The organism is Mycobacterium numidiamassiliense, from assembly GCF_900157365.1.
GTDB classification, from domain to species: Bacteria; Actinomycetota; Actinomycetes; order Mycobacteriales; family Mycobacteriaceae; genus Mycobacterium; species Mycobacterium numidiamassiliense.
In genome coordinates this window covers 954,532-970,975 of the sequence record NZ_FUEZ01000004.1, presented here as the reverse complement: position 1 = coordinate 970,975, position 16,444 = coordinate 954,532, and the positions used below count along the sequence as shown (strand labels likewise).

Annotated in this window: 17 protein-coding genes and 1 pseudogene; 14 read left to right on the top strand and 4 right to left on the bottom strand. The window is 65.2% G+C overall.

Going from position 1 to position 16,444, the window contains the following annotated elements; translation table 11 throughout:
- Window positions 1-7: 7 nt before the first annotated feature.
- Complete coding sequence (locus tag MNAB215_RS13180; RefSeq protein ID WP_077079251.1) at window positions 8-1,180, bottom strand: acyl-CoA dehydrogenase family protein; 1,173 nt, start codon at window positions 1,178-1,180, stop codon at window positions 8-10.
- Window positions 1,164-2,162, bottom strand: a complete 999-nt coding sequence (locus tag MNAB215_RS13175; RefSeq protein WP_077079250.1) for an acyl-CoA dehydrogenase family protein — start codon at window positions 2,160-2,162, stop codon at window positions 1,164-1,166. The genes MNAB215_RS13180 and MNAB215_RS13175 overlap by 17 nt, the downstream gene beginning before the upstream one ends.
- A gap of 358 nt (window positions 2,163-2,520) precedes the next feature.
- Here MNAB215_RS13175 and MNAB215_RS13170 point away from each other — a divergent pair, with 358 nt between their 5' ends.
- A complete protein-coding gene (locus MNAB215_RS13170) occupies window positions 2,521-2,901 on the top strand; it encodes a carboxymuconolactone decarboxylase family protein (RefSeq protein WP_077081984.1) in 381 nt (126 codons plus the stop codon).
- A 9-nt stretch (window positions 2,902-2,910) separates the two neighbouring features.
- Entirely contained in the window at window positions 2,911-3,807 is an 897-nt protein-coding gene (locus MNAB215_RS13165) for an NAD(P)-dependent oxidoreductase (protein ID WP_077079249.1), read from the top strand.
- Here the strand turns inward: MNAB215_RS13165 and MNAB215_RS13160 are convergent.
- Window positions 3,804-4,649, bottom strand: coding sequence for an SDR family oxidoreductase (locus tag MNAB215_RS13160; RefSeq protein WP_077079248.1), 846 nt, complete (start codon window positions 4,647-4,649; stop codon window positions 3,804-3,806). The genes MNAB215_RS13165 and MNAB215_RS13160 overlap by 4 nt on opposite strands.
- Before the next feature lie 338 nt (window positions 4,650-4,987).
- Here MNAB215_RS13160 and MNAB215_RS13155 point away from each other — a divergent pair, with 338 nt between their 5' ends.
- The 4 genes from MNAB215_RS13155 to MNAB215_RS13140 are packed head-to-tail and all read left to right on the top strand — an operon-like array spanning window position 4,988 to window position 8,534.
- The gene (locus MNAB215_RS13155; protein WP_077081983.1) at window positions 4,988-6,079 is read left to right on the top strand and encodes an amidohydrolase family protein; all 1,092 of its coding nucleotides are present in this window, start codon (window positions 4,988-4,990) and stop codon (window positions 6,077-6,079) included.
- A 33-nt stretch (window positions 6,080-6,112) separates the two neighbouring features.
- Window positions 6,113-7,258 (top strand): amidohydrolase family protein, encoded by a 1,146-nt coding sequence (locus tag MNAB215_RS13150; RefSeq protein WP_077079247.1) that lies wholly within the window; start codon window positions 6,113-6,115, stop codon window positions 7,256-7,258.
- Between the two features lies 1 nt (window position 7,259).
- Complete coding sequence (locus tag MNAB215_RS13145) at window positions 7,260-7,652, top strand: Rieske (2Fe-2S) protein (RefSeq protein WP_077079246.1); 393 nt, start codon at window positions 7,260-7,262, stop codon at window positions 7,650-7,652.
- Window positions 7,653-7,667: 15 nt separating this feature from the next.
- The gene (locus MNAB215_RS13140; protein ID WP_077079245.1) at window positions 7,668-8,534 is read left to right on the top strand and encodes an alpha/beta fold hydrolase; all 867 of its coding nucleotides are present in this window, start codon (window positions 7,668-7,670) and stop codon (window positions 8,532-8,534) included.
- Between the two features lie 5 nt (window positions 8,535-8,539).
- Here MNAB215_RS13140 and MNAB215_RS13135 read toward each other — a convergent pair whose 3' ends face one another.
- Entirely contained in the window at window positions 8,540-9,013 is a 474-nt protein-coding gene (locus MNAB215_RS13135; RefSeq protein ID WP_077079244.1) for a hypothetical protein, read from the bottom strand.
- Window positions 9,014-9,049: 36 nt separating this feature from the next.
- On the opposite strand from MNAB215_RS13135, the gene MNAB215_RS13130 reads away from it, so the two are divergent.
- The 8 genes and pseudogenes from MNAB215_RS13130 to MNAB215_RS13095 all read left to right on the top strand — a co-directional run bounded on the left by MNAB215_RS13130 (window position 9,050) and on the right by MNAB215_RS13095 (window position 16,439).
- Window positions 9,050-10,351: an NADH-ubiquinone oxidoreductase-F iron-sulfur binding region domain-containing protein gene (locus MNAB215_RS13130; RefSeq protein WP_077081982.1), complete on the top strand. Its 1,302-nt coding sequence runs from the start codon at window positions 9,050-9,052 to the stop codon at window positions 10,349-10,351.
- Window positions 10,348-10,644, top strand: a complete 297-nt coding sequence (locus tag MNAB215_RS13125) for a ferredoxin (protein WP_077079243.1) — start codon at window positions 10,348-10,350, stop codon at window positions 10,642-10,644. Before MNAB215_RS13130 ends, MNAB215_RS13125 begins: the two co-directional genes overlap by 4 nt.
- A 90-nt stretch (window positions 10,645-10,734) precedes the next feature.
- Window positions 10,735-12,426: a thiolase C-terminal domain-containing protein gene (locus tag MNAB215_RS13120; protein ID WP_174604591.1), complete on the top strand. Its 1,692-nt coding sequence runs from the start codon at window positions 10,735-10,737 to the stop codon at window positions 12,424-12,426.
- Window positions 12,423-13,301 carry an alpha/beta hydrolase gene (locus MNAB215_RS13115; RefSeq protein WP_077079241.1) on the top strand — a complete coding sequence of 293 codons (879 nt, stop codon included), beginning with the start codon at window positions 12,423-12,425 and terminating at the stop codon, window positions 13,299-13,301. The genes MNAB215_RS13120 and MNAB215_RS13115 overlap by 4 nt, the downstream gene beginning before the upstream one ends.
- Entirely contained in the window at window positions 13,301-14,116 is an 816-nt protein-coding gene (locus MNAB215_RS13110) for an NAD(P)-dependent oxidoreductase (RefSeq protein WP_077079240.1), read from the top strand. The genes MNAB215_RS13115 and MNAB215_RS13110 overlap by 1 nt, the downstream gene beginning before the upstream one ends.
- A pseudogene (locus MNAB215_RS13105) lies at window positions 14,092-14,919 on the top strand (NAD(P)-dependent oxidoreductase); the annotation flags it as partial. The gene MNAB215_RS13110 and the pseudogene MNAB215_RS13105, both read left to right, overlap by 25 nt.
- Before the next feature lie 109 nt (window positions 14,920-15,028).
- Window positions 15,029-16,231 carry a cytochrome P450 gene (locus MNAB215_RS13100; protein ID WP_077079239.1) on the top strand — a complete coding sequence of 401 codons (1,203 nt, stop codon included), beginning with the start codon at window positions 15,029-15,031 and terminating at the stop codon, window positions 16,229-16,231.
- Window positions 16,232-16,241: 10 nt separating this feature from the next.
- The gene (locus MNAB215_RS13095; protein WP_077079238.1) at window positions 16,242-16,439 is read left to right on the top strand and encodes a ferredoxin; all 198 of its coding nucleotides are present in this window, start codon (window positions 16,242-16,244) and stop codon (window positions 16,437-16,439) included.
- Window positions 16,440-16,444: the final 5 nt, after the last annotated feature.

Below are 16,444 nucleotides of genomic sequence, written 5' to 3'. Positions count from 1 at the left end.
CCAAGTGCTAGCGCGGCAAGCCGAGCACGCGCTGGGCGATGATGTTGCGCTGGATTTCCGACGTCCCGCCCGCGATGGTGCCGGAAAAGCTTCGGGCATAACGCTCGAACCAGCTCGCGAAATAGTGGTCCAGGTTCATGTGCGCGTACGGGCCGGTCTGGCTGGGGTGAACGAGCCCATCGCTGCCCGCGGACGTCAGGGCGAGGTCCATCCCACGCAGTTCGGCCTCGGATCCGAGCAGTTTGAGCACCGAGATCGCGGCCACGTCGTCTTCGCCGCGGGCCGCGCGGGCCAGCGCCGCCGAACCCAGTAAGCGCAGCGCCTGCCTGTCCATGATGGTGCTCGCGTACTGATCGCGCTCGACCTCGTTGCCCGGACGAAAGTCGGCGATCATGTTGTCCATTCGATCGGCGAAGCCCAGCCACATCATCGTGCGTTCGTGGCCGAGCGATCCGTTGGCCACCCGCCAGCCCTGATCGATTTCCCCGACCAGGTTCTCCGCCGGGACCCGCGCGTCGGTGAAGAACACCTCGTTGAAATCCAGATCGTCGGCCCCGCAGATCGACGGGAACGGCCGGCGCACGACACCCGGGGTGTCGGTGGGGATGATCAGCACGCTGATTCCCTTGTGTTTCGGCACATCTGGATTGGTCCGCACGAACGTCAAGAGAACGTCGGCGTCGTGGGCCCCCGAGGTCCATACCTTCTGCCCGTTGACGACGAAGTGGTCACAGTCGGGTACCGCGCGGGTGCGCAGCGACGCCAGGTCGGAGCCCGCGCTGGGTTCACTCATTCCCAGCGACGCGGTGATCTCGGCACGCAGGATGGGCACCGCCCAGCGACGCTTCTGTTCGTCGCTGCCGAACGACAACAGCGACGCCCCAACGATATTCACGCCTTGTGGGTTGAAGCTGTGGTAGATCCGGCGTCGGCTGAGCTCCTCTAGATACACGAACTGCTGCACGACCGTCGCATTGCGGCCGCCGAATTCGGGAGGCTGAGCCGGCAACAACCATCCGTTGTCGAATAGCAGCCGCTGCCAACGGCGAGCCCAGGCCGGCATATGCGAAACCGACCGCGGCCGTTCCAGGGTTTCGCTTGCGGGAGGGAGGTTTTTGTCGAGGAAGGCCGAAAACTCCGCCCGAAAAGCCTCGACGTCGGAATCAAAAGTCAGCTGCACGGTACTCCTCGGCGATCCGCGCGCGATGCTCTGCGGCGCCGCCCAGCAGAAGTTCACCCGCTTTGGCCCGCTTGAGCGCGAACTGCAGGTCGTTCTCCCAGGTGAATCCCATGGCGCCGTGCAGCTGTAAGCCATGCCGGAATACCAGCGATTGGCATTCTCCCGCAGAGGCTTTCGCCATCGCGGCCGCCAGCCGGCGCCGGGGATCGTCGGCGGCAATCGTCAACGCGGCGAAGTAGGCCAGCGCGCGAGCGCGTTCCACCGCGACGTGCATGTCGGCCGCTTTGTGCTGGACGGCCTGGAAGGAGCCGATCGCCACGCCAAATTGCTGACGGCTTTTCACGTGCTCGAGCACCAGGTCGAGGATGCGTTGGCAGGCCCCGACCATCGTGATGGCCATACCGGTCAGGGCCGAGTGATGCGCCCGCTCGGCGTCGACGATCAGGCGCTCGGTGTCGGGCACCCGGACCTCGGCGAAGGACAGGTCGGCGACGTGCAGGACCGGGTCGAACACCGTCGACCGCCGGGCCGACACCTGATTGGACGCGACGAGGAAGACCCCGGCGTCGGTCACCACGGCAAGCCGGGCCGCGCGGTCGCCGTCCAGCACATGACGCGCGGTACCGTCCAGCACCCAGCCTTCGGCGTCCCGGTGCGCCGTAACCCCGCTATACACCGCGGTGCCCGACTCGTGCGGGTCGAACCGATCCGCCGCCAGCGGCGCGAACTGACTCAAAGTCGCCAGGAACGGCGTGGGATCGGTTGCGCGGCCCAATTCTTCGAGCACGATGGCCAGTTCGACCGCGCTCTCCGCATCGCTCAGCTCAGTCCAGCCCTGATCGACGTACGACTTCCACAGCGGACTCGGGTCTACGCCATCCTCGGCTACCCCGCGCACCAGCGAGGGGGGACATTGCTTGGCGACAGCGTCACGCACCGTGCTCTGCCACAGTCGCTGATCAGCATCGAACTCCAACAGCATCGGGAGTGCCTCCTGTCGTCACCGCCACCGCGAGAATAACATTCTCTCTACCGGAAGTAATAATCTCGAAATCGGCTTATCGCGTATCGATGGGGTCGGCGAGTTCGTCCGGTCTCGCGTCCACGAGCCGACCGTTGGCGGTGGCCGGCAAGGTGGTCGGCGGGGTGGGCGCGATCGTGAAGTTTCGTAGGTACGCGATAGGTGCGGGCGCGACGGCTGCTGTCGTCGTCGGATTGTCCGGGCGCTCGACATCACTTCCCCGATGTCGCTGCGCCCGAATCCGGCAGCGCTCGACGGGGATTGTGCGAAGCCGCTGTGGTTCGCTGTAGCTCAGGACCTGGTTGCAAAGGAGAGAACCTTGGATCGCGAAACATATCAGCGCGGGCTCGCAATACGCTCTGCCGTGGTGGGCGAGGAGTACGTGAACAAAGCACTCGCCGAAGCCGACGACTTCACGAAACCCTTGCAAGATCTGGTGACCGAGTACTGCTGGGGCGCGGTGTGGGGTCGCGAGGAATTGCCGCTCAAGACGCGCAGCATGTTGAACCTGGCAATGATTTCCGTGCTCAATCGGCCGCACGAATTACGGACACACATCAAGGGTGCCCTGACCAACGGCGTCACTCGCGACGAGATTCGCGAGATATTTCTGCAGGTGGCCATCTACGCCGGCGTGCCGGCCGCGGTCGATAGCTTTCGCATCGCCGGCGAGGCGTTCGCCGAACTCGATCGCGGCTAGGCGCGATCGATGCGGATCGGCTTTATCGGGCTGGGAAACATGGGATTTCCCATGGCACGTCGCCTCATTGGAGACAACCGCGATGTCGTCGCCTTCGACACCAACAGCGCGGCGCTCGAGCGCATCGTCGCGCTCGGGGCACGGGCCGCGTCGTCGGTCAGAGAGGTCGCCGATCGCGCGGAGACGATCATGGTCAGCCTGCCTACGCCGGCGGCGTCACTCGAGGTGTCGATCGGCGCGGCAGGTGTGATCGAGGGTTCGCGGGTCAAGCGCTACATCGATTTGTCGACGATCGGTAGCCAAACGGCCGTGCTCATCCACGACGCCCTCGCCGAACGGAGCATTGCCGCTATCGACAGTCCCGTCAGCGGCGGTGTCGGCGGAGCCGAAAAGGGAGCGCTCGCCGTCATGGTGTCGTGTCCGCGCAATGAATTCGAGTCCATACGAACCGTTCTCGAGGCCATCGGCCGTCCGTTCTACGTCGGCGACAAGCCGGGCTCGGCACAGACCATGAAGCTCGCCAACAACATCCTGGCGGCCAACGTGTTGGTCGCCACGGCGGAAGTCGTCGTGATGGGCGTCAAGGCCGGGCTGGACCCCGACGTGATGATCGAGGTGCTCAACGCGGGTTCCGGCGCGACGAGCGCGAGTCGCGACAAGTTCCCCCGGGCGATCCTGCCGCGCACCTTCGATTACGGGTTCGCCACCGGCTTGATGGTCAAAGACGTCCGGCTGTATCTCAAGGAAGCCAAAACGCTCGGCGTGCCCGTCGAGCTTGCCGAAATGGTCGGCAAGCTATGGGAATTCACCGCCACCGACCAAGGTTCGGATTCCGATTTCACCAGTGTGATCAAACCGTTCGAGAAAGCCGCGGGCGTCATCGTGGGCCGGCCGCCGTCGAACTAGCCGGAGTGAATCTCGTCGAGGAAGAGGTCCACGATCGGGTTCGATCCACCGCCGTACTCACGCAGGTCGTGTTTCCCCGCGGCGCGGAGCACGTCGGCGTCGATCAGGCACTCTCCCGTGTGGGCCACCGCCGGTCGGGAGATGATCTCTACCGCCGCATCGGCCATGATCGCCGGATCGCGCGACCTGGCGAGCCGCGCCTCCGCGTCGGGCGAGTTGGCGACCGCGGCGGTGGCGATATAGGTCTCGGGCCACAGGCAGTTGAAAGCGATTCCGTCACTTGCATATTCGGCGGCCCAGCCCAGCGACAGCAGGGTCATGCCGTACTTCGAGAGCGTGTAGGACGGATGGGCTCCCAGCCACTTCGGACTGAGGTTCAGCGGCGGCGCGATGGTCAGCACGTGCGGATTGGCCGACCGGCGCAGATGCGGCACCGCGGCCTTTGTCAGGAGAAACGTGCCGCGGATATTGATGTCTTGCATGAGGTCGAACTTCTTGGCCGACAGCGCTTCGGTGGGCTCGGTGGCGATGGCGCTGGCGTTGTTGACGCAGACGTCGATGCCACCGAATGCTTCGACGCCGGTGTCGACGACGCGCTGCACGTCTTCCTCGCTGCGCACGTCTCCGACGACGGCGACCGCCTTGCCCCCGGCGTCCTCGATGTCGCGCGCCGCGGTGTGCACGGTGCCGGGCAGTTTGGGGTGCGGCTCAGCGGTTTTCGCCAGCAATACGACGTTGGCGCCGAGCTTGGCTGCCCCAATCCCAATGGCCAGGCCGATTCCGCGGCTCGCCCCCGAGATGACGACGGTCCGGCCCGCCATCGCTTGCCCTGTCTTATCCATGCATTCTCCTGAGTTTCAGACGCCCGACAGCGTGACATTTATCGCTAGAACTGTAAAGTCGATGCCCGAGGGACACTGCGGCCGCTCGCCGCATGTCAGCCGCTCCAAGGCAACCTCACGACTGTTGACTTCGCCCACCGGTGAACAGGAGAATGATATTATCCAGTTTGAAGAACGCCGATTGCCCTGAAGGCTTCAATACTGGTGCCTACCAGGGCGGATATTAACCGAATCGCTTACCGGAAACCGATTGATTGGCAGCCGATCAGAATGTTAGATTATCTATCATATGGCCGGGCCTGCCCCAATTTGGCTACCGGATTCGAAGGGTGGCTTCCGTGATCGAACACGCTGACGGGACACGCACGCCACTGATCGACGCCAGCGTGCACATCTTCTTCCCGTCCAACAAGGCGCTGCGGAAGACCCTGCGCGAGCCGTTCAAGAGTCGCGGCTTCCCCGACTACGAAATGGACTGGTACGGAGCGCCGGGCGGCGAGTACGCACCCAATACCGAAGGACCGGACGACCAGTATCCGGGTTCAGACCCGGAATTCGTTGGCCACGAACTGTTTTCGAAGCGCGGCGTCGATGTGGCGATCCTGCATCCAATGGCACGCGGCATCATGCCGGACCGGCACCTGGGCAGCGCGCTGCATGCCGCGCACAACGAGATGATGGTGTCGAACTGGCTGGAGTCAGCGGAGTACGGCGACCGGTTCCGCGGCACCATCCGCGTCAATCCCGACGACATCGCCGGGGCACTGCGCGAAATCGAGAGATGGCGTGCGCATCCCCGCGTGGTCCAGATCGGTGTCCCGCTGCAGTCCCGCGAGGTCTACGGCAAGCCTCAGTTCTGGCCGCTCTGGGAGGCGGCCGCCGACGCGGGCCTCCCGGTTGCCGCGCACATCGAGGTCGGTTCGGGTATCGCCAATCCGCCGACCCCGAACGGCAATACCCGGGTCTACGAGCACTACGTCAGCTTCATGGCGCTGAACTACATCTACCACCAGATGAACATGATCGCCGAGGGCGTGTTCGAACGCTTTCCCGGCCTGAAATTCGTCTGGGGCGACGGCGCCGCGGATTTCATCACCCCGTTCATCTGGCGGATGGACACGTTCGGCCGACCGCACCTCGAGCAGACGCCGTGGGCGCCCCGGATTCCCAGTGACTACCTGCCCGGACACGTCTACTTCGTCCAGGGCAGCCTGGACGGTCCCGGCGATGTCGAATTCGCCGGCGAGTGGTTCGGCTTCACCGGCAAGGACGACATGACGATGTTCGGCTCGAGCTACCCGCACTGGCAACTCGGCGACGTCAGCAAGCTGCCGAAAGCGCTGTCGGCCGAGCAACGCGACAAGTTGTGTTGGCGCAATGCCGCCGATCTCTATGGGATCGACATTTCTGTCGACCTGGCGGCGGGCTAGTCGCACAATGAGAGGTGACCAAGGGAGGCCACAATGACCTTGACCCATTCGCAGGAGCGGGTTCCCGCTGCCGAGCGCATCGCCGTCCGGTGCGTCGATTCGGACGTCCACCCAGCGCCCAAGCGCGGTGAGCTCACCCCCTACATTCCCGAGCCGTGGCGCAGCAAATACTTCCTCACCCGCAATATCGGCGAGCAGATCTACTACGACGCCCCCGACTACGCGCACAGCTACGCGATGCGCACGGACGCCTTCCCCGCCAACGGCGAGTTCCCCTGCAGCGACCCGGACATGGCGTTCCGTCAGCTGATCATGGAGGCGGGCTCCGACATCGCGATCCTGGAACCCGCCGCCTACCCCGCTCGCATTCCCGAGGCGCAGCACGCGATGGCGACCGCGTTGAACGAGTGGCAGGCGCATCATTGGCTGGACAGCCACAACAACTGGCACGAGCGGTGGCGTGGTTCGATTTGTGCAGCCATCGAGGAACCCGAAGAGTCGGTCCGCGAGATCGAGAAGTGGGCCGGGCACCCCTACATGGCACAGATCCTGATCAAGGCCGAGCCGCGGCCGCCATGGGGCAACCCGAAGTACGACCCGATCTGGGCTGCCGCCACCAAGCACGACATCACCGTGAGTTGCCACCTGTCGCGCAGCCACTTCGAGGAGCTGCCGGCCCCGCCGGTGGGATACCCCAGCTACAACCACGACTTCATGGTGACGTACTCGCTGCTGGCCGCTAACCAGGTGATGAGCCTGATCTTCGACGGCGTCTTCGACCGGTTCCCGACGCTACGGATCGTGTTCGTCGAGCACGCGTTCACCTGGATCTTGCCGCTGATGTGGCGCATGGACGCCCTCTACGAAGCACGCAAGTCGTGGGTCGACATCAAGCGCAAGCCGTCGGAGTACGTCAAGGACCACATCAAGTTCACCACGCAGCCGCTGGACTACCCCGAGGACAAGACCGAGCTGACCCGGGCGCTGGAGTGGATGGAGTGCGAGAAGATCCTGCTCTTCTCGTCGGACTACCCGCACTGGACTTTCGACGACCCGCGCTGGTTGGTCAAACACCTGCCCAAGCACGCCCGCGAAGCGGTGATGTACAAGAACGGCATCGCGACCTATCACCTTCCCGAGACGGTTCCCGTCCTCGAGGGTCAAGTCCGGGTGCTCTGAATTGACCGAAGAGACCAAGCGGCCCCGCCTCGCCCAGGGCCGCGAGCACGTCGTCGCGACCGTAGACGAAATCCCGCCGGGCAAGCACAAGCTGGTGCCCATCGGGCGGCATGGCGTCGGCGTCTACAACGTCAACGGCAGCTTCTACGCCATCGCGAATTACTGCCCGCACCAAGGCGGTCCGCTGTGTTCGGGTCGCGCGCGGGGGCGCACAGTCGTCGACGAGACCGCTCCGGGTGACTCGATCATGGTGCGCGACCTGGAGTACATCTATTGCCCTTGGCACCAATGGGGTTTCGAGCTGGCGACCGGCACCACCGCGGTCAAGCCCGAATGGAGTATCCGTACCTATCCGGTGCGCGTCGTCGGCAACGACGTGCTGGTGCAGGCCTAATCACAGGAGAATCGCGTGCCTTCAATCGAGGTCAACGGCGGAAATGTGGTCTACGAAATCCTCGGCGAGTCAGGCGATCTCATCGCACTGACGCCGGGCGGCCGGTTCAGCAAGGAGATCGACGGCCTGCGCCCACTGGCCGATGCCCTGGCCGCGGGTGGCTATCGGGTGCTGCTCTGGGACCGGCCTAACTGCGGCGCCTCCGACGTCCAGTTCTACGGGCAGAGCGAGTCGCACATGCGCGCCGAGACGCTCAAGAAGCTGTTGAACGGCCTCGGTGTCGAGCGGTGCATCCTGGCCGGCGGCTCAGGTGGCGCAAGGGATTCCATGCTGACCACGATGCTCTACCCCGAGCTCGTCGAGAAGTTGGTGGTCTGGAACATTGTCGGCGGCATCTACGGCAGCTTCGTGCTCGGATCCTTCTACATCATCCCAAGCATTCTCGCGGTGCGCGGCACCGGCATGCACGGCGTGGTGAAGGTCCAGGAATGGCGCGAGCGCATCGAGGAGAACCCGGCCAACAAGCAGCGGTTCCTCGACTTCGACAAAGACGAGTTCCTCAAGGTGATGCTGCGCTGGCTCAACGCATTCGTGTCCAAGCCCGGGCAGACCATCCCCGGTGTCCCCGACGAAATGTTCGACCAGATCCAGGTCCCCACGTTGATCATTCGTGGCGGCGAGAACGACATGGATCACCCCAAGCGCACCTCTTTGGAGGTCAGTTGTTTGATCAAGGGCTCCAAGCTCATCGACCCGCCCTGGCCGGAGGACGCCTGGGAGCGTGCATCCGAAGAGCGCGCCGCGGGCAAAGTGAAGCGATTCAACATGTTCGACACCTGGGTGCAGGCCGCACCCCCGATCCTCGAGTTCCTGGGCAACTGATGCGTTTACACCGTGCGGATGTGGACCTCGCAGTTGAGCGAGGCCTCAAGCGCCGTGTGGACTCGGCTTTCGGGGATGCGGTCGAGATCGTCCTCACGCAGCGTCACGTACACGATGTCGAAGCCGTCGTCGCCAGGCGTCCGCACAATGTCGCCGGTGAGCCCGAATCCGGACAACACGCCGTGCGCGTCGTCGTCGGTCCCCCGGCTGATGAAGGTGACCACGCCCGGAACCGGGGCAGCGCCGAATACCCTGGCGCACAACTCCATTGCGGTTTCCTTCGCGATGTCGCCGTTTTCGGCGGCGACGAGCAGCTCGACTTCACGGCGATTTCCCGGCATGGCCGCCAGGTCGTTCTCGACAACGTCGACACCGGCCGCGCCCGCGACTTCGAGGAGAACTGCCATGCCGTCTCGTAGCTGCGCGGGCGTGCGGGCGCTGTCCGGGTCGACGTTGACGCGCACCACCGCAATTCGCATGTGCGCAAGCCTAACCAAGACGATGACAGGCCAGCCGTGAACACCGTCCAATCGACAACCATCACTACCGCCACCGCGCCCGGGTGCGAGCCTCGACTGCTGGTCACACAGCAGGGCCGCGAGGACCTCGCCGCGTATCGAGAGCGCGACGGCTACCGCCCGCTGGCCGACACCGACGAGTTGCTGAGTGAAGTCGAAGCCAGCGGCCTGGCCGGCCGTGGTGGCGCAGCGTTCCCACTGGCGGTGAAGCTGCGCACGGTGCGCGACAACGGGCGCGTGGCGCACGGGGCCGTCGTCGTCGCGAATGGCGAAGAGGGAGAACCGGCTTCGATCAAGGACCGCTGGTTGCTGCGTAACCGCCCCCACCTGGTTCTGGATGGGCTGCGGTTGGCCGCGGCGATCGTCGGCGCCGCCAAGGCGTATGTCTATGTGTCCGAACCGGAATCGGCGCACAGCGTCGAAACCGCCTTGGGCGAACTCGATCCCGACACGTTCGGCACCACGACGGTGAGCGTGGTGACGGTTCAGCCCGGATACGTGGCCGGCGAAGAGACCGCCGTGGTTCGGGCGATCAACGGCGGCCCGGCCAAGCCGACCGACAAGCCGCCGCGTCCGTTCGAAGCGGGTGTCGACGAGCGACCCACGCTGGTGAGCAATGTCGAGACCCTGGCCAATCTGCCGTACCTGCAGCACCACGGCGCGGCGTCGTACCGCTCGCAGGGCTCACCGCTGTCGTCGGGTACTTTTCTGGCCACCATTACCGGAGCCGGACGGCCGACGGTTCTCTACGAGCTCCCACACGGCTTACCGTTCACTGAACTGCTTGCCCTGCACGGGGTTTCACCCGATCAAGTACGCGGCGTCCTCATGGGTGGCTATTTCGCCGGCTTACTCAACCAGCGCGTGCTGGAGACCAGCCTGGACCACGAAACGATGCGCCGGTTCGGCAGTGGGCTGGGCTGCGGCGCGATCTCGGTGATCACCGACGAATGCCCGGTCGCTGTCGCGGCTTCGGTGCTGGGCTACTTCGACCGCGAGAATGCCGGGCAATGCGGGTCGTGTTTCAACGGGACCGCGGCGATGGCCGCGGCCGCCGGGGCATTACGCGACGGCGCGGCGACGACAGAGGATGTCGACCGGTTGCGTCGCTGGTCGGTGGTGCTGCGTGGGCGTGGGGCGTGCGCGACGCTGGACGCCGCTACCAACGTGGCCGCCAGCCTGCTCGATCAGTTCCCCAACGAAGTGGCGCAGCATCTCGACGGCGCGTGCCAGGACTGCGCCGGTCACCCCTTCCGCGCCGATCGTCCCTATGCGGCAGACGCTGTGAGGCAGGCATGAAAATCCGATTGGACCGCACCATCTGCGACGGTTTCGGCGTCTGCGCCAAGCACGCGCCGGGGTACTTCTCGCTGGACGACTGGGGGTACGCGTCGCTGATCGGCGATGGCAACGTAGCCGAGCAAGACCGCGATCCGGTGATGCGGGCCCTACTGGATTGCCCCGTGCACGCCATCACTGAGGTCGGCGAGCGCCAAACCGGTGTACCCAACCCGGCACTGCGCGAAGACGACGATCCCGCCTCACGACTCAAAACCGAAGCCAACGAAGCGGAGTGGGGATTCACGCGTTGAATCATCGGGGCGAGCGCGCGCGAAAAGCCTGGATTGCTCCTGCTCGCGGGTGATAACGTAATTCTCCAAATCGTATAACGGTCCTACCAGATGCGATTGTCGGGCCGTTCGACTCCCGGAGGTGACGTGTCAGCAGCACCGGGTCGACCGCTGCCCCTGATCACGCAGGACAACGAATTCTTCTGGACCTCGGGCGCCGACGGAAGGCTGCGGTTCCAGGAATGCAAGGGCTGCGCGGCGCTGATCCACCCACCCGCGCCGGTGTGTCGCTACTGCCGATCCCGCGACGTCGGCGTGCGCACGGTTTCGGGCAAAGCGACACTCGCCGGGTTCACCCTCAACGAACGATTCAGCCTGCCCGGTCTCGAGGCGCCCTTCGTGATCGCACAGGTGGCGATCAAGGAGGACCCGCGGGTTCGGCTGACCACGAACATCGTTGATGCCGATCCCGATCAGCTCGAACTCGGCCAGCCGGTTCAGGTCGTCTTCGAGCACGTCGAGGACGTCTGGATCCCGCTGTTTCGGGTTGTCGCGGACGGCGAGCCCGGCCAGTTACCGGTCGACGAAATCGCGCCGGACCGGTTCGCCGAACACGTCCGGCCGATGCTCACCACCGAAAAGTTCGAAGACAAAGCTGCGCTCACCGGTATCGGGATGTCGCCGATCGGGCGCCGGCTCATGCAGCTGCCGCTGTCGCTGACGGTTCAGGCGTGCGAGGCGGCCATCGCCGACGCCGGGTTGACGTACGACGACATCGACGGGCTGTCGACCTACCCTGGTGCGATCAATGTCGGCGGCTTCGGCGAAGGCGGCGTGACCGCGCTGGAGGCGGCGCTGGGCATTCGGCCGACGTGGCACAACGGAGCCATGGAGACGTTCGGCCCGGGCGGCTCGGTGATCGCCGCAATGCTCGCTGTCGCAACCGGTTTGGCCCGGCACGTGCTGTGCTTCCGGACGCTGTGGGAAGCCACCCACGGGGAGCTGATGAAGCAGGGCAAGATCATTCCGTCGATGGGCCGGATGACGGGCTGGCAGATGCCGTTCGGCGCGACCTCGGCTGCACACACGTTGGCGATGAACGCGCAGCGGCACTTTCACCGTTACGGCACCACCAAGGAGACGCTGGGCTGGATCGCGTTGAACCAGCGAGCCAACGCCGAGCTCAACCCGACCGCCGTCTATCGCACCCCGATGACGATGGATGACTATCTGAACGCGCGGCCCATCACCACGCCGTTCGGTCTCTACGACTGCGACGTGCCGTGCGACGGCGCGATAGCCGTTATCGTCTCCGCCGTCGACGCCGCCCGCGACCTCGCCAAGCCGCCCGTCCTGGTGGAGGCGGTGGGCACGCAGATCATCGAGCGAACCGATTGGGACCAAAGCACTTTGACCCACGAGCCGCAGGTACTGGGCCAGGCGGCGCATGTGTGGACCCGCACGTCGCTGCGGCCCGCCGACGTCGACGTCGCCGAGCTCTACGACGGGTTCACCTTCAACTGCCTGTCCTGGATCGAGGCACTTGGCTTCTGCGGCATCGGCGAAGCCCGAGAATTCCTGGACGGCGGCAAAAACATTGCGCGCGATGGGCAATTGCCGCTCAACACACACGGCGGCCAACTCTCGCACGGCCGCACCCACGGCATGGGTCTGCTACACGAGGCGATCACCCAGCTGCGCGGCGAGGCCGGCGACCGGCAGGTCGTCGACGCCCGCGTGGGAGTGGTCAGCAGCGGCGGCCTCACGCCCAGCGGCGTGCTGCTGCTGCGGGCAGACACATGAGTGCGGCTCCGCGTTCGCGGCTGGTGATCGTCGATGGGGTGCCGATGTCGGCGGTCGTCGCCGAGGCGGAAAACCCCAAGGCCGTCATCCTGGCGATCCACGGCGGGGGCACTACCGCGATGTACTTCGACTGCCCGGGCCACCCGTCGTACTCCTTGCTGCGGACCGGCGCGGCGGCCGGATTCACCGTGGTCGCACTCGATCGGCCCGGCTACGGCAGCTCGGCGCCCTATCCCGAGGCGATGGTCGAGGGCGAGCAGCGCGTCAACCTGGCTTACGGAGCGATCGATCGCATTATCGGCGAACGACCAAGCGGCGCGGGCCTATTCGTGATGGGCCATTCGGGCGGATGTGAGCTGACGATGCGGATGGCGGCCACCGAGCGCGGCGCCGAGCTGCTCGGTATCGAACTGGCCGGGACCGGCAGGCACTACCACCCGGCGGCCCGCGAGATGCTGAAGACGGCGACACGCGAGCGCCGCCCGTCGGGCCTGCGCGAGTTGTTGTGGCATCCGGAGCATTTGTATCCGCCCGAGATCCTCACCGGCATCACGGTGTCCCCGACCGCTCCGGCCTACGAGGACCAGATGGTGTCCGACTGGGCCCGGCAGACCTTCCCGGAGCTCGCGCCCGCCGTGCGCGTCCCGGTGCACTTCAGCATCGCCGAGCACGAAAAGGTCTGGCAGACTGACGATTCAGCGTTAACGGAGATCGCAGGCCTGTTCGCCGCCGCACCGCGGTTCACCGTGCATCGACAACAGGACGCGGGGCATAACATCAGCCTCGGCCACACCGCCGCCGACTATCACGCGAAAGTGCTTGCGTTCGTGGAGGAATGCATGGCTGACGACGCAGAGGAAGAGGCGGCCGGCTGATGCACGTCGGATTCATCGGATTGGGCAGCCAGGGTGCCCCGATGGCCCGACGGATCATCGAGGGCGGCTTCGCGACGACGTTGTGGGCACGCCGACCCGCGACACTCGAGCCGTTTGCCGATACCCCCGCGAAGATTGCCCAATCGCCGGCCGAACTCGCGGCCTCGAGCGACCTGGTCTGCCTCTGCGTCGTCGGCGAGGCCGACATCGAGGAAATTACCGCCGGCCAGGCCGGGCTGCTGGCGGGCCTGAAGCCGGGCAGCGTCATCGCGGTGCACAGCACGGTGCATCCCAACACATGCAAGGAGCTTGCGAAAAGGGCGGAGAGCAAAGGTGTTTCGGTCGTCGACGCACCGGTGAGCGGCGGCGGCCCCGCGGCCGTGCAGGGCCGGCTGATGGTGATGGCCGGCGGGGACGCCGACCAGGTCGAGCGCTGTCGCCCGGTGTTCGAAACCTATGGCGAGCCCGTCGTCCACCTCGGCGACCTAGGTTCGGGGCAGACCACCAAGCTGCTCAACAATCTGCTCTTCACCGCGAACCTGGGCACCGCGGCCACCACTCTGTCCCTCGCGAAGTCGCTGGGCATTTCCCCGGAGCGGTTTACCGAAGTCGTGTCCCGCGGTAGCGGAAACAGCTTTGCGCTCAACGTCATTGGCAATGAAGGCACGCTCGACCGGCTCGCCGGCCTGGCGGGCACGCTGTTGCAGAAGGACGTCCGGCTCATCGTCGAAGTCGCGGAGCAGGCCGCCGCCCCCGCGGGCACCGTACTCGACGCCGCCGACGCCGCACTGACTCTGATGGATCACCCGCGATGAGAGTCGGATTCATCGGTGCCGGGCGGATGGGCCGCCCCATGGTGGCACGCCTTGTCGCGGCCGGCCATGACGTCCGGGCGTTCGGCCGCAACGCCGAAAGCCGACGAGATCTCGAGCAGCTCGGCGCGGGCGTCGCCCACGACGTGGCCAAGGCCGCCGCGCAAGCCGATGTGGTGGTGCTTTGTGTGTTCTCCGACGAACAAGTGCGGCAAGTCTGCCTGGACAGCGCGCTGCTGCCCGCCATACCGTCCGGCGCGGCGCTGGTCGTGCACACCACCGCAAGCCCGACGACGATCGAGGCCGTGGCCGTCCACGCCGCCCATCTCGACGTCATCGATGCGCCGGTCAGCGGCGGCCCGCACGACATCGCGGTCGGCACGGTCACGCTGTTCGTGGGCGGCGCCGACGATGCGGTGGCGCGCGTGCGGCCCGTATTGAGCTGCTACGGCGACCCGATTCTGCATGTCGGCCCGAGCGGCGCCGGGCAGAAGGTGAAGCTGGTCAACAACGCGCTGTTCGCCGGCCACATCGGCCTGCTCGCCGAAGCCATCCGGCTTGGCGAGCGCATGGGCGTGCCCGAGGCGACCGTGCTTGACGCATTGACGCACGGCAGCGCTACCAGCCGGGTCCTGGAAATCGTGACCGCACGCGGTTCCGTCGCATCGTTCATCGAGGTGGCCGGCGAATTCGTGAACAAAGACGTCGCCGTCGTTCGCAACATCGCCGAAGAACTCGGCAGCGATCTCGGTGGGCTCGACGATGCCATCAAAGCCGTCAACATCGTCGGAAAAAGTTTGAGATGACGGCCTTCCAGTTCTTTTCGGTTTGCCTCGAACCCGCTACCGTTAGCGTTACAGTCAGGCATTCAACCGTAAAGGTCCAGCCCCGCATCGCGTCACCGAGGAGTCTGCAGTGACAAAACCGAAAGTCGTCTTCGACCCGTACTCGGACGAGTTCTACAACAACCCGTTCGATATTTACGCACGAATGCGCGAGGACGCTCCGCTCTATTACGACGAGAAAGAAGACTTCTACGCGCTGACCCGTCATGAGGATGTGGCTGCCGCGTTCAAGGATTTTGACACTTACTCGTCGGCGCGCGGCTGCGACCTGGCGATGGTGCGCAAGGGCGACGTCCCGCAGAAGTCGATCATCTTCATGGATCCGCCGGACCACCGCCACATGCGCAGCCTGCTCAACAAGGCGTTCACCCCGCGGGCGATCACCTCGCAGCTGGACACGATCCACGAGGTGATCGACAAGTACCTGGGCGCTTGCGATCCGGACAACTTCGACGTCGTGCAGGACTTCTCCGGCCCATTCCCGGTGGAGGTCATCACCCGGATGGCGGGGGTGCCCGAGGAATACCGCCAACAGGTGCGGCACTGGATCGACACCAGCCTGCACCACGAACCCGGTCAGATCGAGATCAGCGAGGCCGGCATGCAGGCCAACATCGACACCGCGATGTACTACTTCGGCCTCATCCAGGAGCGGCGCGCCGACCCGCAGGACGACATGATCAGCAGGCTGATCGCCGCCGAGATCCCCACCGAGGAAGGTACGACCCGCCAACTCGACGACATCGAAATCACCGGATTCGCAACACTTTTGGGTGGCGCCGGCGCCGAGACCGTCACCAAGCTGATCGGAAACGCGGCGGTGATCTTCGCCCGTCATCCCGACCAGTGGCAGAAGCTGCAGGAGGACCGCGACAAGATCCCGGGTGCCGTCGAAGAGCTATTGCGCTATGAGGGACCGGTCCAATACAACGTCCGCTACACCCTCAAAGAGGCACATGTCAGCGGTGGCGTGATCCCGCCCTTCAAACCGGTATTCCTCTGCGGCGCCGCGGCCAACCGCGACAGCGAGGCCTTCACCAACGCCGACACCTTCGACATCGAGCGCGACCAGACCGAGGCACAGCATCTCGGTCTCGGCTACGGGATCCACAGCTGCCTCGGCGCAGCGTTGGCTCGCCTGGAAAGCCGGATCGCACTCGAGAAGCTGCTCGACTTCATGCCGCGCTACGAGGTGGACTGGGACGGCTGCAAGCGAGTGACCATGCAGAACGTCGCGGGCTGGAAGCACGTGCCCGTCAAGGTCCTTCGGTAAGGGGGTCGCAATGACGAAGAAAATCGAAGTCGATTGGGGACTCTGCGAAAGCAACGGTGTCTGCATGGGCATCAATGCCGACATCTTCGAGCTCGGCGACGACGACATGCTGACCGTGCACCAGGAAGAGGTCACCCCGGAGATCGAGCACGACGTGCTCGAGGCAGTCCGTCAATGCCCTCGCCAGGCGATCTCGATCGTGGAGTAGCCAGC